The sequence below is a fragment of the Flavobacterium sp. Root901 genome (genome assembly GCF_001429765.1).
Classification (GTDB): domain Bacteria; phylum Bacteroidota; class Bacteroidia; order Flavobacteriales; family Flavobacteriaceae; genus Flavobacterium.
In genome coordinates this window covers 24,407-50,642 of sequence record NZ_LMJB01000006.1, presented here as the reverse complement: position 1 = coordinate 50,642, position 26,236 = coordinate 24,407, and the positions used below count along the sequence as shown (strand labels likewise).

23 protein-coding genes are annotated in these 26,236 nt (G+C 33.5%); 10 read left to right on the top strand and 13 right to left on the bottom strand.

What is annotated here, in order from left to right:
* Positions 1–166 precede the first annotated feature (166 nt).
* Positions 167–2,962: an excinuclease ABC subunit UvrA gene (uvrA, locus tag ASE21_RS09575; RefSeq protein WP_057122420.1), complete on the top strand. Its 2,796-nt coding sequence runs from the start codon at positions 167–169 to the stop codon at positions 2,960–2,962.
* 132 nt (positions 2,963–3,094) lie between these two features.
* Here uvrA and ASE21_RS09570 read toward each other — a convergent pair whose 3' ends face one another.
* From ASE21_RS09570 to ASE21_RS09550, 5 genes are all read right to left on the bottom strand, one after another.
* Positions 3,095–3,394 carry a hypothetical protein gene (locus ASE21_RS09570; protein WP_053473773.1) on the bottom strand — a complete coding sequence of 100 codons (300 nt, stop codon included), beginning with the start codon at positions 3,392–3,394 and terminating at the stop codon, positions 3,095–3,097.
* A gap of 314 nt (positions 3,395–3,708) precedes the next feature.
* A complete protein-coding gene (locus ASE21_RS09565; protein ID WP_057122419.1) occupies positions 3,709–5,178 on the bottom strand; it encodes a lipopolysaccharide biosynthesis protein in 1,470 nt (489 codons plus the stop codon).
* A gap of 36 nt (positions 5,179–5,214) precedes the next feature.
* Complete coding sequence (locus ASE21_RS09560) at positions 5,215–6,507, bottom strand: glycosyltransferase family 4 protein (RefSeq protein ID WP_057122418.1); 1,293 nt, start codon at positions 6,505–6,507, stop codon at positions 5,215–5,217.
* Between the two features lie 87 nt (positions 6,508–6,594).
* Entirely contained in the window at positions 6,595–9,033 is a 2,439-nt protein-coding gene (locus ASE21_RS09555) for a YfhO family protein (RefSeq protein ID WP_057122417.1), read from the bottom strand.
* 52 nt (positions 9,034–9,085) lie between these two features.
* Positions 9,086–9,373 carry a DUF4834 family protein gene (locus ASE21_RS09550; RefSeq protein WP_057122416.1) on the bottom strand — a complete coding sequence of 96 codons (288 nt, stop codon included), beginning with the start codon at positions 9,371–9,373 and terminating at the stop codon, positions 9,086–9,088.
* Positions 9,374–9,497: 124 nt separating this feature from the next.
* Between ASE21_RS09550 and ASE21_RS09545 the strand changes: the two genes are divergently transcribed.
* Both ASE21_RS09545 and ASE21_RS09540 read left to right on the top strand, forming a co-directional pair.
* Positions 9,498–10,466 (top strand): transporter, encoded by a 969-nt coding sequence (locus tag ASE21_RS09545; protein ID WP_057122415.1) that lies wholly within the window; start codon positions 9,498–9,500, stop codon positions 10,464–10,466.
* Positions 10,467–10,508: 42 nt separating this feature from the next.
* Entirely contained in the window at positions 10,509–11,627 is a 1,119-nt protein-coding gene (locus ASE21_RS09540; protein ID WP_057122414.1) for a hypothetical protein, read from the top strand.
* 59 nt (positions 11,628–11,686) lie between these two features.
* Here ASE21_RS09540 and ASE21_RS09535 read toward each other — a convergent pair whose 3' ends face one another.
* Together ASE21_RS09535 and ASE21_RS09530 are read right to left on the bottom strand one after the other, a co-directional pair.
* Complete coding sequence (locus ASE21_RS09535; RefSeq protein ID WP_057122413.1) at positions 11,687–12,175, bottom strand: hypothetical protein; 489 nt, start codon at positions 12,173–12,175, stop codon at positions 11,687–11,689.
* A 119-nt stretch (positions 12,176–12,294) separates the two neighbouring features.
* Positions 12,295–13,554 carry an aminotransferase class I/II-fold pyridoxal phosphate-dependent enzyme gene (locus ASE21_RS09530; RefSeq protein ID WP_057122412.1) on the bottom strand — a complete coding sequence of 420 codons (1,260 nt, stop codon included), beginning with the start codon at positions 13,552–13,554 and terminating at the stop codon, positions 12,295–12,297.
* 219 nt (positions 13,555–13,773) lie between these two features.
* Here ASE21_RS09530 and nirK point away from each other — a divergent pair, with 219 nt between their 5' ends.
* The 5 genes from nirK (at position 13,774) to ASE21_RS09505 (ending at position 19,278) form a co-directional block, all read left to right on the top strand.
* Positions 13,774–15,216, top strand: a complete 1,443-nt coding sequence (nirK, locus tag ASE21_RS09525) for a copper-containing nitrite reductase (RefSeq protein ID WP_057122411.1) — start codon at positions 13,774–13,776, stop codon at positions 15,214–15,216.
* A 16-nt stretch (positions 15,217–15,232) separates the two neighbouring features.
* On the top strand, positions 15,233–16,012 hold the full coding sequence (locus ASE21_RS09520; protein ID WP_057122410.1) for a formylglycine-generating enzyme family protein: 780 nt from the start codon (positions 15,233–15,235) through the stop codon (positions 16,010–16,012).
* An 11-nt stretch (positions 16,013–16,023) separates the two neighbouring features.
* Positions 16,024–16,617, top strand: coding sequence for an SCO family protein (locus ASE21_RS09515; RefSeq protein WP_057122409.1), 594 nt, complete (start codon positions 16,024–16,026; stop codon positions 16,615–16,617).
* 339 nt (positions 16,618–16,956) lie between these two features.
* Positions 16,957–17,736, top strand: coding sequence for an NYN domain-containing protein (locus ASE21_RS09510; RefSeq protein WP_057122408.1), 780 nt, complete (start codon positions 16,957–16,959; stop codon positions 17,734–17,736).
* A gap of 27 nt (positions 17,737–17,763) precedes the next feature.
* Entirely contained in the window at positions 17,764–19,278 is a 1,515-nt protein-coding gene (locus tag ASE21_RS09505; protein ID WP_057122407.1) for an FMN-binding glutamate synthase family protein, read from the top strand.
* A 51-nt stretch (positions 19,279–19,329) separates the two neighbouring features.
* On the opposite strand, the gene ASE21_RS09500 is transcribed toward ASE21_RS09505, so the two are convergent.
* The 5 genes from ASE21_RS09500 to ASE21_RS09480 form a co-directional block, all read right to left on the bottom strand.
* Positions 19,330–20,022 (bottom strand): hypothetical protein, encoded by a 693-nt coding sequence (locus ASE21_RS09500; protein WP_057122406.1) that lies wholly within the window; start codon positions 20,020–20,022, stop codon positions 19,330–19,332.
* The gene (locus tag ASE21_RS21945; protein WP_199858505.1) at positions 20,022–20,798 is read right to left on the bottom strand and encodes a hypothetical protein; all 777 of its coding nucleotides are present in this window, start codon (positions 20,796–20,798) and stop codon (positions 20,022–20,024) included. The genes ASE21_RS09500 and ASE21_RS21945 overlap by 1 nt, the downstream gene beginning before the upstream one ends.
* A gap of 150 nt (positions 20,799–20,948) precedes the next feature.
* Positions 20,949–21,380, bottom strand: coding sequence for a hypothetical protein (locus tag ASE21_RS09490; protein WP_057122405.1), 432 nt, complete (start codon positions 21,378–21,380; stop codon positions 20,949–20,951).
* Positions 21,381–21,587: 207 nt separating this feature from the next.
* Positions 21,588–21,992 carry a hypothetical protein gene (locus tag ASE21_RS09485; RefSeq protein ID WP_057122404.1) on the bottom strand — a complete coding sequence of 135 codons (405 nt, stop codon included), beginning with the start codon at positions 21,990–21,992 and terminating at the stop codon, positions 21,588–21,590.
* A gap of 8 nt (positions 21,993–22,000) precedes the next feature.
* Positions 22,001–23,179: a glycoside hydrolase family 88 protein gene (locus ASE21_RS09480; protein ID WP_057122403.1), complete on the bottom strand. Its 1,179-nt coding sequence runs from the start codon at positions 23,177–23,179 to the stop codon at positions 22,001–22,003.
* 211 nt (positions 23,180–23,390) lie between these two features.
* On the opposite strand from ASE21_RS09480, the gene ASE21_RS09475 reads away from it, so the two are divergent.
* On the top strand, positions 23,391–23,774 hold the full coding sequence (locus ASE21_RS09475; protein ID WP_057122402.1) for a DUF2809 domain-containing protein: 384 nt from the start codon (positions 23,391–23,393) through the stop codon (positions 23,772–23,774).
* Here the strand turns inward: ASE21_RS09475 and ASE21_RS09470 are convergent.
* Positions 23,755–25,533, bottom strand: a complete 1,779-nt coding sequence (locus ASE21_RS09470) for an ABC transporter ATP-binding protein (protein ID WP_057122401.1) — start codon at positions 25,531–25,533, stop codon at positions 23,755–23,757. The two genes, ASE21_RS09475 and ASE21_RS09470, sit on opposite strands and share 20 nt — an antisense overlap.
* Positions 25,534–25,617: 84 nt before the next feature.
* Here ASE21_RS09470 and ASE21_RS09465 point away from each other — a divergent pair, with 84 nt between their 5' ends.
* Positions 25,618–26,196: a non-canonical purine NTP diphosphatase gene (locus ASE21_RS09465; protein WP_057122400.1), complete on the top strand. Its 579-nt coding sequence runs from the start codon at positions 25,618–25,620 to the stop codon at positions 26,194–26,196.
* Positions 26,197–26,236 lie beyond the last annotated feature (40 nt).

Below are 26,236 nucleotides of genomic sequence, written 5' to 3'. Positions count from 1 at the left end.
AAACAGTTCTAAAATAGCATATTTTAGATGGAAATAACAATTTTTGGTAAAAAAAAGCTAAAGCAAAAAGAGAATCCAACATGGAAATTCTGTTAAGATTTGGAACAATATCCTTAACAAAACTCTATTCAAAATTGATTACTTTTGTAAAAATTGAACTTTTTTTATGCAAATTGATCTTTCTACACTCGACCCGAAGCAAAATATTATCATTAAAGGCGCACAGGTACATAATTTAAAAAATGTAGATGTTGCCATTCCGAGAAACAAACTTGTTGTTATTACAGGTCTTTCAGGATCAGGAAAATCAAGTTTAGCTTTTGACACTTTATATGCTGAAGGACAGCGACGTTATGTAGAAAGTTTATCTTCCTACGCGCGTCAGTTTTTGGGCCGGTTAGACAAACCAAAAGTTGAATACATTAAAGGAATTGCTCCTGCAATTGCTATTGAGCAAAAAGTAAATACTACAAATGCCCGTTCTACGGTTGGAACTTCAACAGAAATTTACGATTATATCAAACTTTTGTTTGCCAGAATTGGAAGAACGTATTCACCGGTTTCGGGACAAGAAGTTAAAAAAAATACCGTTTCTGATGTCATTGTCGATGTAAAAACATTTGAAATCGAGAGTAAATGGCTTCTTCTTTCTCCTATTCATTTAGAAGAAGGACGCCAGCTCGAAGATAAATTAAAAATACTTTTACAACAGGGTTTTGCACGTATTTTAGTTGATAATGAAATGGTGCGTTTAGATGAGTTTTCCCCTGAAAATCTTCATCAGCTGGATAATAAAGACATTTTATTAATCATTGACCGTATCGTCGTAAAAGAAGAAGAGGAATTCTACAATCGTCTGGCAGATGCCGTACAAACTGCATTTTTTGAAGGAAAAGGGATTTGTTCCCTTCAGGAACTGGGTTCGAATAAAAGGTTTTCTTATTCAAACAACTTTGAACTGGACGGAATTACTTTTTTAGAGCCAAACGTTCATTTGTTTAGCTTTAATAATCCTTACGGCGCTTGTCCTGTGTGCGAAGGTTATGGAAATATTATTGGCATTGATGCTGATTTGGTAGTTCCAAATACCTCCTTATCTGTTTTTGAAAGTGCCATTTATCCGTGGCGAGGCGAAAGTATGAGCTGGTATAAAGATGAATTGATAAAACATGCTTATAAGTTTGATTTCCCAATTCACAAACCTTATTTTGAACTTTCAGAAAACCAAAAAGATTTAATCTGGACTGGAAACCAATATTTTCAGGGTCTGAACGATTTTTTCAGAGAACTTGAAGAAAAAAATTATAAAATACAAAACCGTGTAATGCTGTCACGTTACCGCGGAAAAACAAAATGTCACGCCTGCCGTGGAAAACGTTTACGCGAAGAAGCATCTTACGTAAAAATTGGAGGTAAAACGGTTTCAGATTTAGTTGATCTTCCTATTAAACATTTGGTTACTTTTTTCAAAAACCTGGAATTAAATGTTTACGAACAGCAAATTGCAAAACGTTTAATGGTTGAAATCAACAATCGTTTGTCTTTTTTAACGGAAGTTGGTTTAGATTATTTAACCTTAAACCGAAATTCCTCAACGCTTTCCGGTGGAGAATCACAGCGTATAAACCTTGCCACTTCATTAGGAAGCAGTCTGGTTGGCTCAATGTATATTCTGGACGAACCAAGTATTGGTCTGCATCCAAAAGATTCTGAGCGTTTAATTAAAGTTTTGCTTTCTCTTAGAGATTTAGGAAATACCGTAATTGTTGTAGAACACGACGAGGATATTATGAAAGCTGCCGATATGATTATAGATATTGGCCCCGAAGCCGGAACTTTTGGAGGACAATTGGTTGCACAGGGAACGTATGAAGAAATCTTAAAATCAGATTCGCTTACTTCAAAATATCTGAACGGTGATCTGGAAATTGCCGTGCCGAAGAAAAGACGAAAATTCAAAAATCATATTGATATTATCGGCGCAAGAGAAAATAACCTGAAAAATATTAATGTTACTTTTCCTCTGGATATCTTAACGGTTGTAACCGGAGTTTCAGGAAGTGGAAAAAGTACTTTGATTAAAAAAATCCTATTTCCTGCCATGCAGAAAAAGCTAGAAAATGCTGCTGAAAAAGCCGGACAGTTTAGCGAAATTTCAGGATCTTTCTCCCAGATAAAACATATTGAATATGTCGACCAGAATCCGATTGGAAGAAGTTCAAGATCGAATCCGGTTACATACATAAAAGCATACGATGACATTCGTGATTTATACGCAAAAGAAAAATTATCTAAAATAAGAGGATATCAGGCCAAACATTTTTCATTTAATGTTGATGGAGGCCGATGTGAAACTTGTAAAGGAGAAGGGTCTATAAACGTTGAAATGGTATTTATGGCCGATGTTTCGCTGCCTTGTGAAACCTGTGGCGGAAAAAGATTTAAAAAGGAGATTCTCGAAGTTACTTTTGACAACCAAAACATCAATGATGTCCTTACAATGACAATTGATGATGCAATTGCTTTTTTCGAAAAAAACAAGCAGTCAAAAATCATTCAAAAATTACAGCCTCTTAAAGATGTTGGTTTAGGATATGTACAATTAGGACAATCTTCTTCTACGCTTTCGGGTGGTGAAGCGCAGCGTATTAAATTAGCCTCATTTTTAGTAAAAGGAGCAACAAAACATAAAGCTTTATTCGTTTTTGATGAACCTACAACCGGGCTTCATTTTCACGATATTAAAAAACTGCTTGCTTCTTTTGATGCATTAATCGAGAAAGGACATTCGATTATTGTTATTGAACACAATTTAGACTTGATAAAATGCGCCGACTGGATTGTAGATTTAGGACCTGAAGGAGGTGAAAACGGCGGACATCTATTAGCTGAAGGAACACCTGAAGATATTGTTAAAATAAAAGAATCTGTTACGGGAATTTATTTAAAAGATAAACTTTAGAAAATACTTTAAGTATAACCTTCTTCAAACTTAAAATGCATTATAAAAAAAAGCAGCCATATGCAATTAACATATGGCTGCTTTTTTTTGAAATTGTTTTGGCTTATTATTTAAGACATAATGTCTGAAAATCTAAGCTACTAAACATTTTTCTTCAAAAGGAAATCCATCTTCGTCGATGGCTACTAATACCTTTTTTTGTTTTGAAGCCTCTAATGTAAGATATAGCCAGGCAAATGACCATAATCCGAGGGTTAAACAAAAAATCATGAAATTTAAACTGTGGTTAACTACTTTTCCTCCTTTAGAAAGAACTGCAAAAAGTAATTCATCATTTCTCTCTTCTAGTGTAAATCCATTATGAACCTTGTTAGATATCATATTAGAAAACACCTGTACACTTTGTTCCTGACTTAGCTTATTGCTTTTCATAATCATTTGTTTGGTTTTGTCTGCATGTGATACTTTAAATTTAACAATGGGATAGCTCTTTTTGATTTAAGTGAAATTAGAACGTCTCTTTTTTGCCTTTACGCAAATATTTTTCATGCTGTCAATGAAGAGATGTAATAAAAATCTACATAAAATTAAATTTAATAAATTGAATTACAAAATAAATGAGATAAAAACTTTAAGATTCTTTTTACATTTTCAACATGTAATAAAAAATGACAGCTTTCTAATCTCTTTTTATATAATTTCAGAACAAGCGCAATAAAAAAAAATTTTTTTTGAGCTTTTTATCTTTAAATCCTGATCCCAATTTTTCTAAAAATAGTATCAATAACTTTATTAATATCCGGAGAAATATTAAACTTATAATTAAGATAAACATACAAAATGGTTACCAAAATAGATTTTAAAGCAATGCTGATAAGCTGGAAAAACGGAAACTCCCAAAAGTAAAAAACCAGAAACAAAACAAACGTCAAAAGCATTGACGAAAGCGTTTCTTTTGTAAACGGATATAAATGAAGTTTTTTAACCACAAAAAGCAGCTTAGCTAAACTATACAAGGTAATCGATAATAAAGTGGCGAAAGCTGAACCAAAAATTCCAAATATTGGAATAAAAATCATATTTAGAATTATAGTCAAAAAAACCAGCATTAATCCTAAATACAATACCATTCGGTAATATTTTGTATTGAAAATAATCGCGTTATTGTTTCCTAAAATCAAATCAAAATATTTAGAAAGACCAATCATAAATACAACCGCAATACCTCCGCTGTATTCTTTAGGAACCAGTTCGTATAACTGATTAATATTTACAAAAATGCAAAGCATTACAAAACCTCCCACAATCTGTAAGTTTATAGAAGTCTTTTTATAAAGCTGATTTAATTCGTCGTGTTTGTTTTCATGCATCAACTTCGCTGTAATGGGATAAACAATCTGATGCATTGCACGACTCGGAACCGAAATTACCAGCGCAATATAGGTCGCAACAGAATAATAAGCGATGTTTTCGATTTTCATATATTGATTCAGCATCAATTTATCTCCGTCCAAAAGTAAATTGGCAACACTTCCTGAAAGAATAATATAAAAAGTATACTCCATAACACTTTTCACATTATCAGGAATAGTAATCTGAAAATTTGGTTTTTTAATATAGAACGCATAGAACATCGTTACTAAAAATGCTATGAAATAAATCGCTGCAGTTACGTAAACAAATTCTACAAGCGAAATCCATCCAAAATACAGCCCAATCAAAGCAACTGTCGAAAGTAGTCTTAATCCAACTTCTTTAATAAAATTGCCAAAAACCGAATGCATATGAACTCTTGCCCAGGCATAAAATATTTCAAAATAGGCCATACAAATTCCGATAAAAGGAATTAAAAGCATAAATTCCCTTACAACAGGATTTTCTTTAGAAACAAAATCGGTTATATCATCATAGAAGAAAATACCAATCAATCCTAAAGGAATACACATTAAAACAGGAAATAAAGCGGTAAAAGACAAAAACTGTTCTCTTTCTTCTTCGGTTTTATACTGCGAATAAAATTTGACTAATGTATTCTGCATTCCAATGGCAAACAAAGGCATAATAACATTTGCTGCAGATGTAATATAATTAGTTAAGGCATAATAGGTTGCACCTAAAAAAACCGGGTACAAATAAAGTGTATTAATGGCTCCAATTGCAAAGCCAATATACGTGATTATGGTGTTTTTAAAAGACTGGTTTAAGACAATACCCATTTTTTGATTGCAGAATTTAGATTGTAGAGTTTGAAATTATGATTTTAATGAAATCAATTGTGCTAATTGTTTAGTCAGGTTTTTTCTTGAATATTGTTGTAAACCAACACCATCAGCCTGTAATTTCCCTTCTAAAAACTGATTATAAAAGTCCAAAATTACACTTTTTAATTTCGCTTTTTCTGAATAATCAAAAAATACTCCGGTATTGGTTTCTTTTATAATATCTGCAAAATCAGAACCTTGCGGACCAATAGCAATTATTGGACGATTTGAAACCATGTATTCAAACAATTTGCCCGGAATGATACTTTTAGTGTCTTCTGAATTAATTTCAATTAAAAGCAAAACCTGAGACTTTTTTTGATGCGCAATTGCTTCACTGTGTGAAACATATCCTAAAAGATTCAAATAATCATGCAGCTTAAATTCTTCAATAGAATCCAAAACTTCCTGACTTACTGCCCCAATCAATTTAATTTCCAGATTTGTTTTAAAACCGGGGATTTCCTGAAGTAACTCTACTAAACATTCCCATAAAAACTTTGGGTTTCTGTCTGATAAAAACGACCCGATATGAGCCAGCGTAAATTTGGTATCTAAAGTTTGTTTGTCAACTTTTTCAATATCGTAACCGTTTGTAATTACTTCAATTGGCTTATTGGTAATGGCCTGAAATTCTGTTTTTGTCGTTTTGCTTGTTACAATAATAGTATCGGCTGAATTGAGCACTTTATGCTCCATTTTTTTATGCTTTTTAGCAGCGTAACCAGATAAACGCAGCGCTTTATGATAACCAATAGTAGTCCAGGGATCGCGGAAATCTGCAAACCATTTTACATTTAATTTTTCTTTCAGTTCTAAACCAATTAAATGCAAACTGTGCGGCGGTCCGGAAGTTACAATTGTATCTATATTGTTTTCTTTAATATATTTTTGAAGATAGGAAACAGAAGGTTTTACCCAAAAAACGCGGGCATCGGGAATAAATAAATTTCCGCGTACCCAAAGGAATGTTTTATCTAAAAAAGTCTGCTTTTTTTTATGCGGAAAAATTCCGGAACTAATTTTCTTGGTTTTATTCTTTGAGAAAACAGAAGCCAGTTGATACGGTTCCCAAATTTTATTTTTAAGAACAATTACTTTATCTGAAATTTCGCTTACTAAACCTTCGTCAATAATCGGATAGGTTGGATTTTCAGGAACATATACAATGGGCTGAATATCGAAATCCGGAAGATATTTTACAAATTTCAACCAGCGCTGTACTCCTGGTCCGCCAGCCGGAGGAAAGTAATACGTTATAATTAAGAGCTTTTTTTGTTCCAAGGAAAATCGATTATTATTTTAAAGTGCAAATTTAGAAGTTATTATCAGCTTTATAGAATCTGCAACAGATTTGTAAACTGAGACTGATTACTGCGACTGTTCACTAGATTTTCTTCTCTCAAAGTAAACACCGCCAATTAAAAGCACAAACATTCCAATTGAACTAATCAAATTAATTGTTCCTCCGGTTTTAATAACCTGAGGCTCAAACTTAAATTCGATTGTATGTTTTCCACCCGGAATTTCCATTGCTCTTAATACATAATCAACAGGGAAATGATCTGTCAATTGACCATCGACATAAGCATTCCAGCCATTTTTATAATAAATTTCAGAGAAAACGGCCAGACCATCTTTTGAATTATCTGATTTGTATTTAATGTAATTTGGCTTGTACTGAACTACTTGAATCGTTCCTGTCGTATCCCATTGTTTTTTCATGCGGGCATTTCTAAATTTGCCTTCATGCTCACGAACATTAAAAACTGCTACTTGTTTCGTATCAATGTGATCTAACGCTTTCATCACATCGTCTGGTTTATTTACCAATTTTACGGCGCTTACAAACCATGCATTTCCATTTGCATCCGGATTAATTGTCGGGATTTCATTTCCTTCTTTATCAGTTTGAATTACATACTTAACATTCAACATATTAAGCACTTCCAAATTATTTTTTGCAATTTGGTAATCAAACAACTGCTGCATTCTTCTTGGTTTTGCAGCGTGATAACCTCCAATAGAATGATGAAAATAAGAAGCTCTTGCACTTGACATATTTCCATTTACTTCAAAAACTCTATAATGGGTCGTATCTCCTAAGATTTTAGCATCTGCAGGTGTTTCCTGAAAAGGAGCTGCAATTTGAACCGGGCTCACAAAATCTTTTGCTGAAACGTATTTTTTATCTACAAAAAACAAATCAAAAATCATTAAAAGAGCAACAACAACTAAAGTTGTAGTCTGCGAAAATTTATTTTTAATGAATAACCATAAAGTTCCAAATGTTATTACAATAAAAAATCCTGAACGAAGTAAATCTGCAGAATATAAAGACATCCTGTCTTCTTTAAGAGCATCAACAAATGCTGCACCATAATTTTGCAGGTAATAACCATCGTTGCTTCCTGTAAAGTGGAAAAACCCTTTTGCGATTACTAAAATTACAATAACTCCCAATCCAAAAACTCCGGTTTGAATAAGTGCTTTTTGCTGTAATTTAGGTTCTTCTTTTGCTTTAAAAAAAGATTGGATTCCCATAACAGCAAGCACAGGAAAACATAATTCTAAAATTACCTGAATCGATGATACTGCCCTGAATTTATCGTACATAGGTATGTAATCAATAAAAAAGTCAGTTAATAAAGAGAAATTTTTTCCCCATGAAAGCACTAATGAAAATAATGCTCCGGAAAGGAAAACATATTTAATTTTTCTATCATCGATAAACAATGCCAAAACGGCCAGGAAAAACACAACAATACCAATATAAGCAGGGGCTGCCACAATTGGCTGGTCTCCCCAGTATGTTGGTACTCCAGAAGCATATTCTGCTGCCTGTGACGGAGAAGCTCCCTGCTCTACCGCAAAAGAATACATACGGCTGTCCGGCCCTAAATTTTCATGATTTGAACCTCCAAAAAGCCTTGGAGCTATAAGGTTAAAACTTTCGGCAATTCCGTAGCTGTATTCCGTAATATATTCTTGGCTTAAAGCGTTTTCATTTTCTTTTTTAGTTCCGTCTGGATTAAAAGTTAATTCGCTGTTGCTTCGTGTACTAAACTTTGCATATTCACTGGTTGCCAATAAATTTCCGGCATTAGCCCCAATTGCAAAAATTCCGGCTACAGCCAAAGTTCCAATTGCCGTTAAAAGAGGCTTATATTCTTTATTTTTTATAAAAGTGAAAGTAAAATAACCTGACAGTATCAATAAGAAAATCAATAAATAATAGGTCATTTGAAAGTGGTTTGCATTAACTTCTAAGGCAACCGCAAACATGGTGAGTAAACCTCCCCAGATATATTTTTTCTGAAAAACGAGTATAAATCCGGCTATGACTAATGGCATATATGCAATTGCATGTGCTTTTGCATTATGTCCAACGCCAAGAATAATAATTAAATAAGTAGAAAAACCAAACGCAACTGCGCCGATAAAAGCTTTTAAAGGATCTGTTTTTAAAACCAGTAACAAGCCATAAAAGCCTAAGAAATATAAAAATAAATAATCTGCCGGACGCGGTAAAAAACGCAAAACATCATCTATTTTCCCCACAACATCGTTAGGATAGTTGGCTCCTAACTGATACGTCGGCATTCCGCCAAAAGCTGAGTTTGTCCAATAAGGCTCTGCATGTTCTGCTGCTCTAAAGTCATTTTGCTCTTTGGCCATTCCGGTATATTGTGCAATATCTGACTGGAAAATTTGTTTTCCCTGCAGAACCGGATAAAAATAAATTAATGAAACGAGAATAAAGCCCAGAATTACAAGGGCGTGCGGATAGAATTTATTTATTATTTTCAATTTTGGCTGGTTTGGTTAAATGATGAATCCTGCTTTACTTTAGGATGCAAACTTAATCTATTTCTTCGTAATCAACATAATCGCCCACCTTTTTGGTTTCGCGCGGTTTTTTAGCATTTTCTGTATTGATTATTATCTCGTCGTTATTATTGCTGCGAGTATTCTGCCATGGATTATGCTGACCGTATTGTTGTTGTCTCTGAAAATTCTCTCCTGCCTTTTCAACAGCCTTTTTTACCAATACCGGCAAAAAGATTCGAGCCAAAAATTTAAAAATATAATAAAACGCAATAATCCACATTATCGTTTTAAACAAATTTGTAAAAGATGCTTCTTGCATGATCATATAATTTTTTTCCAAAATTAGTAAATCCGTTGTTTAAAATTAAAATATCAATCTTAAATAAATAATAAAATATAGTACATTTGAAATACGTTATAGCTTTTAATCAAAAAATACATTTATGTTGAAAATTAAAAACTTACTCTTTGCATCTCTCTTTTTTGTACCACAATTTTTCTTTGCACAATACACAGATGTGATTAATTCGAATCGTCCCGGCGAAACAATGTCTGCTTATGCAGTTGGAAAATCGGTAATTCAGGGTGAAATTGGCGTATACGGCATTAAAGAAAAACACGATTTATTAGGATATGACGCTACGGGTTTCGGAACCGATTTAAGCGTAAGATATGGTGCTTTTCTGGAACAGCTGGAATTTATTTTAGATGTTCAGTACCAAATGGAAAACTTTGATACACCGTATACCACTTATAAAAAAAATAATTTCAGACAAACTGTTTTAGGAGCAAAATACCTCATTTACGATCCTTATAAAAACTACAAAAAAGAAGCAAATATTTACAGTTATAAAGCCAATCATAGTTTTCAATGGCGAGAATTGATTCCTGCCGTTTCTGTCTTTGCGGGAGCAAATTTCGTTGGAGCTGATAATCCATATTATTTTTCGCCAGAGAGTGCAATTTCTCCAAAAGTTGCTTTAGTGACCCAAAATTTATTTGGCGGCGGGAGATGGGTTTTCGTTACCAATATTATTGCAGATTATATAGGAACTGATTATCCCAGTTATGGTTACGTTTTAACTTTAACCCACGGATTTAATGATAAATGGTCTGGCTTTGTTGAAAACCAAGGTTATAAAAGCGACTTTTACAGCGATGCAATTGTTCGCGGCGGTGCGGCTTATTTGCTTTCTCCAAATATGCAGGTTGATGCCTCTATAAGTACCAATTTTAAAAATACACCTTCTATTCTTTACGGAGGCGTTGGATTATCCTGGCGTTACGACGGATGGTATAAAGAGAAACAAATTGCCAACAAAAACAAAGACAAAGCAAAGAAAAACTCTGATAATAAAGAGAATATAGATTATCAGGAAAAAGAAAGAAAACGTAAAGCAAAATACGAATAAATTTAATAATCAACCTTTAAACAAGGAGCTAATACCACCTTAATGATTACAATAAAAGAAGCCAAAACCAAAAAAGAACTAACAGAATATATAAAATTTCCGTTTTCACTTTATAAGGACAATCCATATTGGGTTCCTCCTATTATTTCAGATGAATTAGAATCGTTTGATAAAACAAAAAATCCTGCTTTTGATAATGCTGAAGCTTATTTTTACATCGCTTATAAAGACAATAAAATTGCAGGCAGAATTACCGCAATTATAAATTGGGCAGAAGTCAATAATCAGCACAAAAGAAAAGTTCGTTTTGGATGGTTTGATGTTATTGATGATATCGAAGTTACAAAAGCGCTTCTTGAAAAGGTTTATGAATTAGGAAGAAAACATAATCTGGAACATGCAGAAGGACCAATGGGTTTTTCTAATTTAGATAAAGTGGGGGTTCTCACAGAAGGTTTTGATCAGGTGGGAACTATGATTACCTGGTACAACAATCCGTATTATGTAACTCATTTTGAACAATTAGGCTTTCAAATCGAAAAAGAATATATTGAAAGTATTTTTCCTTTTTCAAATGTAAAACCTGAATTCTTTTTAAAAGCACAGGCTTTAATTAAAAAACGTTATGAGCTGAGAGCGCTTAATTTTACCAAAACAAAAGACATAATGCCGCACGTTGACAAAATGTTTGATTTGTTTAATGAAACCTACGCCAAATTAGCTTCGTTTGTTGCCATTTCTGATGTTCAAAAAGAATATTTTAAAAAGAAATACATCAGTTTTATCAATCCTGAATATATCAAGTTTGTTGTAGATAAAGATGATAATTTAGTTGCTTTTAGTATTGTTATGCCAAGTTTTACCGAAGCATTGCAAAAAGCAAAAGGAAAATTATTTCCGTTTGGTTTTCTTCATTTATTAAAAGCAAGAAAGAAAAGTAAAGATGTAGTTTTTTATCTTATCGGAGTTCATCCTGATTATCAGAACAAAGGAGTTACCGCCATTATATTTGATGAATATTATAAAACTTTCTCGGAAAAAGGTATTCAAAATTGTATCAGAACTCCTGAATTAGCTGAAAACACAGCCATTCACTTACTTTGGAAAAACTTTGATCCGATAATTCACTGTCAGAGAAAAACCTATTTAAAGTATTTGTAACCATAAAAAAATCCATTCGCCCCCAAAACGAATGGATTTTTTTATATAATAAGAATTCATTATTCTACTTTACAATCTACCTTGGTCAGCGTACTTGTCTGATCAAATTTAAGTTTCGTTTTATCTTTAAAAGTTACTTTATCATTGGCTTGTACAATATCTCCATATCCTTCAATAAAGGTGTTTTCTCTTTTCAAAAAAGCAACTTCTCTTACTGAGGAAACTCCTTCAGACATAAAAGTATAATCGGCAATTAGTGTATCCCCTTTCATGTTTCCAATCAGAGTTCCTTCGTTTTTATCTTTCCCTACCAGATTATAACTTAATTTACCGTTTACTTCCTGATGAGAATTTACATTAAAACTCATCTCGATTACACTTCCTTTAGATGTCCATCTGTAACATTGATCTCCGGCTGGTTCAACAACCTGAGCTTCTTTAGGCGGACTTGGTGCGATTTGTACCGGTTCTGTAGTAGTAGTTGTTTCCTTTTTACAGGACACCAATACAGTCAAAATTAAGGTTGTTAGTGCTAATACTTTTTTCATAATGCTTTTTTTATTTTGTGATTTGAGAAATAAAGTTACCTTAAATAAAAAAAATCCATTCGTATAACAAATGGATTTTTTTACATAATTTCCACTTAAGGAAATCTATTTTAATTTCATTACGAAACGTCTACTGTTGTACGTTCTGCAATTTCTTTATATGTTCCGTTAACTAATTTTTCGCGTATAGCTTCAAAAGCAGTTAATGTTTCTTCAATATCATGTAATGTATGAGAAGCCGTTGGAATCATTCTCAATAAAATAATTCCTTTTGGAATAACCGGATAAACAACAATAGAAAGGAAAATACCGTAATTTTCTCTTAAATCATTTACCATTACCATTGCCTCTGGAATACTTCCTTCTAAGTAAACTGGTGTAATACAAGTATTTGTATCACCAATATTAAATCCTTTTTCTTTGAGACCGCTTTGAAGCGCGTTTACATTCTCCCAAAGTTTATCTTTAATTGAAGAAGAATTACGCAATAACTCTAAACGTTTTAATGAACCAATTGTCTGGATCATTGGCAATGCTTTAGCAAACATTTGAGAACGTAAATTGTATTTTAAATAATCAATAACCGTTTTATCTGCTGCTACGAAAGCACCAATATTAGCCATTGATTTAGCAAAAGTAGAGAAATAAACATCAATATCGTCTTGTACTCCCTGCTCCTCACCTGCTCCGGCACCAGTTTTACCAAGTGTACCAAAACCATGAGCATCATCTACCAATAAACGGAAATTGTATTTTTTCTTCAATGCTGCAATTTCTTTTAATTTTCCCTGCTGCCCGCGCATTCCAAAAACACCTTCGGTAATAAATAAAATACCTCCGCCTGTTTCTTCGGCCATTTTTGTAGCACGCTGCAGGTTTTTTTCCATACTTTCAAGATCATTGTGTTTGTAGGTAAAACGTTTACCTAAATGCAGACGAACACCATCAATAATACAAGCATGCGAATCTACGTCGTAAACAATGATATCGTTTTTAGTAACCAGGGCATCAATAATAGATACCATTCCCTGATAACCAAAATTCAATAAATAAGCTGATTCTTTCATTACAAAAGAAGCAAGTTCATTTTCTAATTGTTCGTGATAAGTCGTGTGTCCTGACATCATACGGGCTCCCATTGGGTACGCTGCACCAAACTGAGCTGCTGCTTCAGTATCTGCTTTACGAACTTCCGGATGATTTGCCAGACCTAAATAATCATTTAAACTCCAGTTTAGGATATTTTTTCCATGAAATGTCATTCTAGGACCCAACTCTCCTTCTAACTTTGGGAAAACATAATAACCTTCTGCCTGAGAAGCCCATTTTCCTAAAGGTCCCTTATTGTCCTGAATTCTTTCAAATAAATCTTTTACCATAATATATGTAGTAATTTTTTAACTCAATCAGCGAGCAAAATTAAACATTATTATTTTAAAATGCAGACAGTCATTTATTTTTATTAAAAATAATTTATTTTGAAATATTTAATAAGATTATACATCTGAAAAATATTTGAATATGATTTTTATCATAATTAAAGACAAAGCAGTCTTTTATTTTTGATCATAATTAAACTCTTATAAAACCAGATAATTATGACAAACAAAAATAACAGCCAGTTGAAAATGAAACTGTTTTTATGCATGCTTTTTAGCTTATTATTTTTAATAAGCTGTAAAAAAGAAGAATCAGTAAATTACACTGAAATCAAAACGGATGGAGAAATGAATGCAGAACTGACCTCTCCGCCTATGGTTCCGAAACCTGTTGGCAGCAGACCGGCAATGAAACTAAAACTAAACATGGAAATTAAAGAGCAGGAAGGTACAATGACCGATGGAGTAAAATATACTTATTGGACATTTGGAGGTTCTGTTCCTGGAAGTTTTATTAGAACACGTGTAGGTGACGAAGTCGAATTTCACTTAAAAAATCATCCTGACAATAAATTACCGCACAATATCGATTTACATGCTGTAACAGGACCGGGCGGCGGCGCAACTTCTTCACTTGTGGCACCGGGACATGAAAAAGTATTTAGTTTTAAAGTGATTAATCCTGGATTATATGTTTACCATTGTGCAACTGCTCCCGTTGGAATGCACATTGCAAATGGTATGTACGGCTTGATTTTGGTTGAACCTGAAGGCGGACTTCCTCCTGTTGATAAAGAATATTATGTAATGCAGGGTGATTTTTACACTCAGGGTGAATATGGCGCAAAAGGTCTTCAGCCGTTTGATATGAACAAAGCTGTAAAAGAGACTCCGGATTACGTAGTTTTTAATGGGAAAGTGGGTTCGTTAACTAACGGAAATGAATTAACAGCAAAAGTGGGCGAAACTGTTCGTTTATTTGTTGGAAACGGCGGACCAAACATGGTTTCTTCTTTTCATGTTATTGGCGAAATCTTCGATACCGTACACATTGAAGGCGGAAGTGCTATCAATAAAAATGTACAAACTACTTTAATTCCTGCCGGCGGCGCTGCAATTGTTGATTTCAAAGTAGAAACTCCGGGTACTTTCATTTTGGTCGATCACTCTATTTTTAGAGCATTTAATAAAGGGGCTTTGGGAATGCTGAAAGTAGAGGGAAAAGAAAACAAAAACATTTACTCAGGAACGATTCAGGAAGGTATTTATTTACCAGAAGGAGGAACAATTCAGAAAATGCCGGGAACCTCAGCAAAAACACAAACTCCGAAACGAACATCAGAAGAAAAAGTAAAAATTGGAAAGCAAATTTTCGGAACCACTTGTTTCGCCTGTCATCAATCTGAAGGACAAGGAATTCCAAATACTTTTCCTCCTTTGGCAAAATCCGATTATTTAAATAAGGATTCTCAAAGGGCTATAAAAACAATTCTGAACGGCTTAACGGGCGAAGTAACAGTTAATGGCAAAAAATACAATAATGTTATGCCTGCTCAAAATCTGTCTGATGATGAAATAGCAAATGTCCTAACTTATATCTACAGCAGCTGGGGAAATAATAAAACGGAAATTACACCAGAAATGGTAAAAGCGCTGCGATAACACTTACAGCATCAGCATGAAAAAACACATTTTCATATTTACAATTTTCTTTTTCTCTGTGTTTAGTGTCATGAAGGCGCAGGAAACAGAAATGGCATTCATAAAAGAGGGATCTTTTGTCCCTCTTTATGGAGCTGTTTCTAAAAAACCTGTCATAGTAAAATCTTTTTATATAGACACTTACCCTGTAACTAATTGTGAGTTTTTAGATTTTGTCAAAAGAAATCCTTCTTACCAAAAATCAAAAATTAAAGGAATTTTTGCAGACAAAAGCTACCTCTCTTATTGGAAAAATAATTTTGACTTTGGAAATGCAAAACCCAATTCACCTGTAACCGGTATTTCGTGGTTTGCAGCAAAAAAATACTGTGAATGCGAAGGAAAACGCTTAGCGACAATGGATGAATGGGAGTATGTGGCAATGGCAGACACAAAAAAAATTGACGCCAGAACTAAAAAAGAATTCAACCAATACATTTTATCCTGGTACGAGAAATCCAGAACGTATGAAAATGAAATTGGAAAAACGTTCAAAAATTATTGGGGAGTTTACGATATGCATGGTTTAGTCTGGGAATGGACATCAGATTTCAACAGCATTTTTTTATCAGGAGAGTCCAGAAAAGATAAAAGCAGTGATAAAAATCTTTTTTGCGGAAGTGCCTCTGTAAATGCCTCCGATTTAATGGATTATGCGGCTTTTATGCGTTACGCCTTCAGAGGAAGTTTAAAAGCACAATATTCCACCCGAAACCTTGGCTTTAGATGCGCCAGTACATCGAAACCGAAAATCTAATTTAAATTACAATGAAAAAAACAGCAATCGCTTTTCTTCTTCTATTCTCATTTTACGGCTGTAAGGATGCAGATAAAGGAAACAAACCAGACATTAATAAAAAAATCAGCGATTTATCTATTTATAATCTTCCTTCAAAATGGACAACTCAGGACGGAAAAGATATTGAATTGAAAAGCCTGAGAGGAAATGTTTTAGTTATGGTTATGATTTACACCAGCTGTAAATCAGCCTGCCCAAGATTAGTAGCCGACATGCGTGATATCGAATCAAAACTGGAAGTAAAAACAAAACAGCACGTAAAACTAATTTTAGTAAGCATTGATCCAAATACAGATACTCCGAAAAAATTAAAATCTTTTGCTATTGAAAATAAAATGAATCAGGAACCGTGGATTTTTCTTCGTTCATCAGAAGAAAATACTCGTGAATTTGCGGCTGTCCTGGCGGTAAATTATAAAAAAATATCTCCTATGGATTTTTCACATTCTAATATTATAAGTGTTTTTAATCCCGAAGGAGAATTGATTTTTCAGCAGGAAGGTTTAGGAGTTAATAATGAAAAAACAATCGAAGTCATAAATAAGGAAGCAGGAAAAATTTAATTTAGCATGTAAAAAACCTTATTTATTACAGAGGTTAATTATAAAATATTTTCAGAAAGGAATCTCCTGATTTACATCCGCAGCAAGCCGTTCTAAAATTGCGTTGGTAAGCATTGCTGCAAGTAGTTCTTAAAAAAAAACTGATTTCAATTAATTTTTCTCAAAAAAAGCAAGTCTTCTTATAAAAGATAAACTCATCTTTAATTCTATTTTACTCCGTAAAACTTATTTATAATCAAAATAATTAATATTGATTTAATCACTTATTCGTCATCAAATTCATATAAAAACCAATTTTAATTTTAACTTTGAAAGTACTTAATTTCTAATATCTGAAAAATGCCTTTAAGCAACTCAAAAGATTTAAAATTGGCAGTCCTTATTGATGCTGATAATGTGCCCTATAGCAATGTAAAAGGTATGATGGAAGAAATTGCAAAGCTCGGAACTCCAACAACAAAGCGTATTTATGCAGACTGGACCAAGCCAAATGCCAATGGATGGAAAGGCGTTTTACTGGAACATGCCATAACGCCTATTCAGCAATACAGTTATACTGTTGGAAAAAATTCCTCCGATTCTGCTTTGATTATTGATGCCATGGATTTGCTTTATTCCGGAAAATTAGACGGTTTTTGCATTGTTTCCAGTGATAGTGATTTTACACGTCTGGCAATTCGTCTTCGCGAATCCGGTATGAAAGTAATTGGGATTGGCGAAAAGAAAACCCCAAGCTCTTTTATAGTGGCATGCGACAGGTTTATTTATATTGAGGTCCTGGACGGAGCAACCCAAAAGAAGAAAAAACCGAAAGTAACCGCTGCAGATAAAAAACCAATCGAAAAACCTGCTGAAAAAGCGCTTCATAAAGTTGACAAACAAACAATTGACCTTATCGAAACCACAATTGAAGACATTGAAGATGATGACGGATGGGCATTTTTAGGCGATGTGGGCAATTTGATTGTTAAGAAAAAGCCAGAATTTGATCCAAGAAATTACGGCTATTCGAAGCTTACTCCAATGTTAAAATCATTAACCGATATTCTCGAAATTGACGAAAGGGAATCTGATAAAAAAGGTATTAAACATGTCTATGTCAGACTACGGTTGAATTAATTTATTATTTTATTATTATTTAAAAACATGAGAAAAAAATTCTTTATTTACGGATTCTTATTGTTTGTAATTGTTCTTGCAATTTATTTTTACACAGGCCGCGGCTATCTGCTTGTTTTTATTATTCCACTTTTATTGATTATCGGAGCTTACAATGCTTCTCAAAAAAAGCATGCTATTTTAAGGAACTTTCCGGTTTTGGGTTATTTCAGATATTTGTTTGAGATGATCGCTCCGGAAATTCAGCAGTATTTCATAGAACGATCTACTGACGGAAAACCATTTTCAAGAAACCAGCGCTCTCTTGTTTATCAAAGAGCAAAAAATATTGATTCGAGTACACCTTTCGGAACACAGCAAAATTTAAACAACGATAGTTACGAAGGAATAAAACATTCTATTTTTCCGGCAAAAGTCAATGAAGAACTGCCTCGTGTTTTGGTAGGCGGTAAAGACTGTAAACAGCCTTACAATGCTTCTTTATTTAATGTTTCGGCGATGAGTTTTGGTTCCTTGAGCGAAAATGCGGTTCGTGCCATAAATATTGGGGCCAAAAAAGGAAATTTTTATCAAAATACCGGAGAAGGCGGTTTAACCGAATTTCACCTTGCCGGCGGCGGAGATATTACCTGGCAGATTGGAACAGGATATTTTGGATGCCGCGATGCAGAAGGAAATTTCAGTCCTGAAAAATTCTCTGAAAAAGCCAATCTTCCCAACGTTAAAATGATCGAAATTAAGCTTTCGCAAGGTGCAAAACCAGGACATGGCGGTGTGCTTCCGGCAGCAAAAAACACAGAACAAATTGCAAAAATCAGAGGCGTTGAACCGCACACCATGATTCTTTCTCCTCCGGGACATCATGCCTTTTCTGATGCAAAAGGACTTGTTCATTTTATCAAACAATTACGTGATCTTTCAAACGGAAAACCAATTGGTTTTAAATTATGTATTGGAAACACTGCAGAATTTGAAGCTATCTGCCAGGAAATGATCACAGAAGATATTTATCCTGACTTTATTACGGTTGACGGCGCTGAAGGCGGAACAGGAGCTGCGCCTCTTGAATTTGCTGACGGAGTTGGTATGCCTTTTGAACCTGCGTTGATTTTCGTAAATAAAACTTTAATTAGTTTAAACATTCGTGATAAAATAAGAATTATTGGAAGCGGAAAAATTATTTCAGGATATTCCATTCTGCATGCAGTCGCTTTAGGTGCCGATATGTGTAACAGTGCCCGGGGTTTTATGTTCTCACTTGGATGCATTCAGGCACTTCGCTGTCATAATAACGAATGTCCAACAGGCGTTGCTACTCAAAACAAAATGCTGATGAAAGGTTTGGTGGTAACAGACAAATCAGATCGTGTTTACCATTTCCATAAAAACACACTTCACTCCGCAAACGAACTTTTGGCTGCGGCCGGGAAAACATCATTTGCAGATGTTGATATTAATATTTTTATGCGTGGAGACGAATTCACCAATTTATCTGAATTGTACTTTCCGGATAACTTAACAAACGTTACAAAAAGCAATTAAAACAAAAGCCTCTTTGAATTCACAAAGAGGCTTTTTTATCTTAAATTATAATTATTTTTTCTCTTTCATATTTTGAGAAAAGAATTCTATAGCTCTTCCTTTTAATTTATCAACAGAAAGTTTATCGCTTTCGAATTCGTAGAAATTAAGGAAACCGTCACTTTTAAAACAAAGCGCATAACCATTATATCTTTTATCATCTTTGGTTATTTTATAAGAAACTGCCTTAACGGTTCCAATAGTGTTTACTACCTTAAATTTCTGCAGATTACTGGTACTTTTTAAGGTTTTAAAGCTTGGCTCAATTTCATCTTTCGATTCAAAATCATGAATAAAAACATTCATATTATCTGGTGATTTAAATGCCAGACGCAGCGAATCATCGTGGCTGTTTTGAAGATAAAATTTCTTTGGTATTTTTATCTGAGTATCGAGCGCAATATAAACTAATGAATCTTTGTCCAGTTTTTCAAGACCAAAACTCTCTTTTTGGACAGGAGATAAACTGTCTAATTTTTCATAATTAGTGTATAAAATATTATTCGATGCTTTTCTTAAAATTTCCTGCTGACGCCTTAAATTCTCTTTCATGGCTTGCTGAGATTCCCGGAAACTTTCCATTACCGGATCCGGATTTGCAGACCTGGACCGGTTCATATCCGAACAGGTAAAGAGTAATCTGGCTCCTAAAATTATAACAGACAAAATACTCAATGCGGTTCTCCACGTTGGTGTTTCACTCATTATTTCAGGTCTTTTTCAGTCAAAATAATGTCATTTACAAGATTGCCTTTAGCATCGCTGTAAATGTATTTTATCGTCGTAATATTATAACGCTGAATGGATCCCAAAATAGTTTTTAAATCACTGCTTCTTAAGATATTTTCTTTCATTAAAACCTTTGCTCCTTCTCCTTTAAGCAATTCAGAGTATTGTTTCGGAACTTCAATTTTATAAACCAGTTCGTTTTTATTACTAATTTCTATTTTCAGGATTTTTGTTCCGTCTTCATTTGTAATTGGCATATTTTGGTTCATAATCGAAAGCATTTGCTGCAATTCAGGATTAATACCAGAACTGGAAAGCTCTTTTCTGTCAATATCAACCATTTTACTTTTCTTCAATATATTATCCAGCTCTTTTTGATCTACTTTCAATTCAGAAAGTATTGTGCTGTTATTGGCAATAAAAAACATTTCAAACGTAACGCCTTCTCTTATTAATTCTACAGAAGCGGCATCATTTTTTAATATTTCTCCCAAAAGAGTTGGAAACATTTGATTGTAGATCGATTTACTCGATTCGTTTGGTTCCAAATTAGTATCGAATCTAAGTTCGATTTTATTTTCGTTTAAAAACGCTTTTGCACTTGCTCTGCTGATAACATCATTCTGCAAAAGTTCACTCGAATTATTAAAGGTATTAACATATTCCTGAATTTTTTGTTTGGTGTTTTTGCAGCTTACTAAAAACAAAGCAATAGCAATCATGCATGAGATTTGGGTAATTTTTTTGATCATAGTTTTAGGGTTTTATTAAGTAGACTTTTACACAAACATAATTTAATTTCGAATTAATCCAAAAGAAATTATTTTTCTTAACGAAAATAAAATAGCCTCTTCGTAAAACCAAAGAGGCTATTTTTCAATACTTTATTTAATTCTTTTAAATCAAAGTTTTGCTGTTTCCTTGCCTTCCTGAGCGGCTCCGTCTAAAGCAGCTAATTCTTCTTTACCAACAGATTGTTTGGCCAAAATAATATTATTGTAGGCTAAGAAGTAAACATCAAATGTTACGCCTTCTCCAATTAACTCTGATGAAATCTGATCGTTTTTAACCATTTCTCTTAACAGTTCCGGAAATGAATTGGCAGCGGCAGCCTTATTCGCTTCATCTCCTTCTAAATTGGTTTCAATTCTGATTTCAATTTTATTATCATTTAAAAATGCTTTCGCAGAAGTACTTGTAATTCCGTTTCCTTTTATTGAAGATGAATTATTGTAAGTACTTACATGTTCCTGAATTTTCTGCTTGGTATTTTTACAGCTTACCAGCAATAATGCAAGAGCCAAAGCAAATGCGATTTGGGTAATTTTTTTCATAATTTTTTAGGTTTTTGGTTTATTTTTAACTCAAACATAATAAACTTTCAACACAAAAGCAACATGAAATAGCAAAAGTTTAAAATGTAATTATTTGACTACAAATCAGTTACTCTTCAATATAAAACAAAAGAATTAACTTAATAACATAAAAAAATCCCCTTTAAACAGTTAAAGAGGATTTCTAATTTTATAAATCTGAATATTTTATTTTAACAATTCAGTTACAGTTTCTTTGCTTATAATTTGTTTTTCGAGAACCGTATTGTCATCGGCAAGAAAATAAGCGTCAAACTGTACACCTTCATCGACGAGCTCTTTCGGAATCTGATTTTTATTGATCATTTCTTTTAACAATTTAGGAAATGAAGTACCAGCTTCTGACTTATTAGCTTGGTTTTGTGCTAAACCTGTTTCAAATCTTAATTCAATTTTATCATCGTTTATATAACCTCTTGCTGTCGTTAACGTAACATCTTTAGCTTTAAAAGTCGATGCCGCCGCATTATATGCCGTTACATATTCCTGAAGTTTTTGTTTTGTGTTTTTACAACTCAACAGCATTACTGAAAGAATAACAGCAAATGAAACCCGTGCAATTTGTTTAATCATAATTCAAGTTATTTTAATTTTTGAAGTCTTAAAAGTGCTTCAAGATAATAATAATCTGCATAATTAATAGAACAGTCAATTTCGCTTCCGGCAGGTTTATGACCTGTTGAATGCAGTAAAAAAGCCGAATTTACATCATGGCTCTGATAATTTTCTGAAAGCGAAACAATCATTTTTTTAGATTTTGTCAAATATTCATTTTTCAGCGTTTTATCTTTTGTATAAGAACTTAATTCTAAAAGTGCAGAAGAAACAATCGCTGCCGCAGAAGCATCTCTTGGAGCATTTGGAATATCGGGCGAATTAAAATCCCAATACGGAACTAAATCTTCTGTTGTGAGTTTATCCAAATAAACCCTCGCCAGTTTATGTGCAAAATCTAAAAATTTAGGATCTTTTGTTTCTCTGTAAACCATTGTAAATCCATAAATCGCCCATGCCTGACCGCGTGCCCACATGCTGTCATCACTATAACCCTGAGCTGTTTGTCCTTTTATTTTCTTTCCGGTTTCAAAGTCATAAATAATAACGTGATACGAAGTATAATCTGGTCTAAAATGATTATTCATCGTTGTTTCAGCATGTTTTACAGCAATATCATACAGCTTTTTATTGCCTCCGTTTTTAGAAGCCCAGAACAACAATTCTAAATTCATCATATTGTCTATGATTGTGTTATGCCCGCCCATTTTATTATGAGGCCACGACTGAATTGTTCCAACTTTCGGATTAAAAAGTGTTGCCAGCGTATCGGCTGTTCTTAGGATAATTTCTTTATATTCCGGGTTTTTAGTCAGTCTGTACCCGTTTCCGAAGCTGTTAAAAACCTGAAAACCTAAATCATGATCTGCAGCTTTACTAACTGATAAAGGCGTTAAAAACCGGGTAAATTTATCTGCTTCTTTTTCCCATTTTTTATCTTTTGTTGCTTCATATAAAAACCACAATTCTCCAGGCCAGAATCCGCTTGTCCAGTCTTTGTAACCAACAAATTTCCAGTCTTTACTGCCATTTGGAACTGTTCTTGGTGAAGTTCCGTCATCCGGAATTACTTTTAATGTTTTTGAAGCCTGTTCAGCGCAGTACTCAAGCTGTTTTTTAACATTAAAAGAATTGTTCTTTTGAGAATAACCCTGATTTCCCAGAAGCAATAAAGCCGTAATCAGAGTAAAAAATTTTGTATTCATTTGGTTATTTTTAGATAAATAGTTTTTTGAATTGATAAATTTATAAAATAAAGTAATCTTATTTAGTGTTTGTATTTTTCATTCCCTAAAAATGTATTTTATTTCACTCCTTTTTACAGATGAACCTTTCGTTTGTCATTCAGACGAAGGAGGAATGACAAACACAAATAAAAGATTTAGCATAAATTTGCTTTAACTAAAAACCAAAACTTTGAACAAATCCAGAATCCAGTATTTTATTTTATTTCTCTGTGTTATTTTTATTGGAATCCTTTCGAGAAAAAATTCATTTATTCCCTTGTGGGCTGGCGATTTTCTATATGCAGTTATGATTTATTGTCTGGTTCGCATATTTTTCCCTCTTAAAAAAGCTTTTCTAATAGTTTTATTCTCTTTATTAATTTGTTACGGAATCGAATTTTTACAACTTTATCAGGGTGAATGGATTATTGAACTTAGAAAAACACTTTTTGGAAGATATGTTTTAGGCCAGGGATTTTTATGGTCTGATATTTTGGCTTACACGTTAGGGATTACTTTTGCTTTTATTATTGAAAAAATAATTCTGAATCGTTTTAATCAAAAGTCTGTGTGATTTTTTCAATATTTAAACTGTTTGCCATTGCCATAAATATTTGATAATAAGCTCCTTTATTATCATACAATTCATCATGTGTTCCTTTTTCAACACATCTGCCCTTTTCTAAAACTATAATATTCGACGCATCTATAATTTGAGAAATGCTATGCGAAATAATAATTACAGTTCTGTCTTTTTTGATGGCATCGAGCGATTTTTTAATTTGTTCTGTAGCAATGGCGTCTAAACTGGCAGTTGGTTCATCTAAAAAGATTATCGGCGGATTTTTTAAAAACAATCTTGCAATAGCAATTCGCTGCTGCTGGCCGCCTGAAAGCAAATGAGCATCTGAATCGTAACCTTTTGGAAGCTGAATAATCTGTTCGTGAATATAAGCTTGTTTAGCTGCTTCAACAACTTCAGATTCTGACGCTTTTGGATTTCCGTATAAAATATTTTCAGCAATTGTACCTTTGAAAATATGGTTTTTCTGAAGCACTAATCCAATATTTTTGCGTAAAAAATCTGTACTGTAATCTGCCAGATCAATTCCGTCTAAAAAAATCTGGCCCGCTGAAGGCTGATAAAATTTATCAAGCAGATTAATTATCGTACTTTTTCCGGCGCCGCTTAACCCGACTAAAGCTGTCGTTTCATTAGGTTTTACGGTAAAATTAATATCGTAAAGTGCCTGAGTTCCGTTTGGATAAACAAAATCTACATTTTTTACTTCTATTAATCCCACTATTTTTTCCGGAATAAAATCTCCTGTAGTTTCGATTTCCTGTTCTGATTCCAGAATATCAAAAAAGCCTTCAGAATAAATTAAAGCATCGTTTACTTCATCATAAATCCTGTGCAGCTGCCTAATTGGCGACGAAACGTTGTTAAACAACATAACATGAAATAGTATGGCACCAATTGTCATTTGGTTATTTAAAACAAAATAAGCCGTCAAAATAATAATAATGACGACGCCAATCTGTTCAACAAAACTTTTGATACTTTCAAAAATAAAACTGGTTTTTCTGGTCTCGAGCTGATTTTCGGTCATTTCGTACTGAATCTTTTCATGACGATCTGCTTCTGTAGATTCGCGAACAAAGGATTTAATAACCGTTATAGACTCTATCAAACTGATGATTCCGTTGTTTTTGGTTTCACGATAATTGCGCATTCTTCTTCTAAATCCGCTTAGTTTTGCAGCTTGCAGCTGACTGATATAAAAATAAATCGGAATAATGCATAAACTCACTAAACCAACATAAACATTGGCATAAAACATAATTACTAATGCAACAAAAGCATTGGCAAACAAGGGCAGAATATCAATAAAGAAATTTTGAACAAGTCGGGTCAGACTGCTAATTCCGAGATCGATTCTTGTTTGAAGTTTTCCGCTTTCGTTTTCATCAGAAGTATAAAATTCCATTCGGTAGCTTAGAATTTTTTCTACAATGGTCTGAGAAATATCCCGTGTTATAAAAATGCGGAGTTTTTCGCCGTAAAATTTCTGTCCAAACTGCACTAATGAATTCACCAGCTCTTTAGAAAGCAGCACAAGACTGATAATGCCTAATAAATGAAATCCTTTTGACAACGGCTCGTGCGCAACCATTAAATTATTGATAGTATCGACAGTATATTTTAAAATTAAGGCATTTACCTGCGCTGCAAACGAACCTAAAAATGTAAGCAGCAATGTTGCAATTACCATTTTTCTGTACGGTTTTACAAACGGAAGTATTTTTTTGTAAAGAACTGATAATTGCATTTATTTTATTTTTAGGCTGTATATCAAATATAAGAATTCTAAATTTGTGTTTAAAATTAATCCTGTTCATCTAAATACAATTTTATGAAACTCGTTTTCGCTTCAAATAATCAAAATAAAATCAGAGAAATTCAAAGCATCCTTAACGGATCAATTCAATTGCTAAGTCTGGAAGATATTGGCTGTCATGAAGATATTCCTGAAACGGCAGACACAATTGAAGGCAATGCTATTTTGAAAGCCAATTATGTAACGGAGAATTACGGTTATGATTGTTTTGCCGATGATACCGGACTGGAAGTTGAAGCTTTAAAAGGAGAACCGGGAGTTTATTCTGCACGGTACGCAGGCGAACAAAAAAATGCAGATGATAATATGAATAAACTTTTGGAAGCTTTAAAAGACGAAGAAAACCGCAGTGCACAGTTCAAGACCGTTATTGCCTTAAACTTAGAAGGAAAACAACATCTTTTTACCGGTCTGGCAAAAGGAAAAATTACTTTTAATAAAACCGGAAATCATGGTTTTGGATACGATCCTGTTTTTCAGCCTGAAAATTATAAGGAAACTTTTGCTGAATTATCTGCAGAAATAAAAAATAAAATCAGTCATCGGGGAAAAGCAACTGAGCAACTTATTGATTTCCTGAATACAAGAAAATAATTGTTTAAAATACAACATTTTAGCGGGCAAAATTGATATT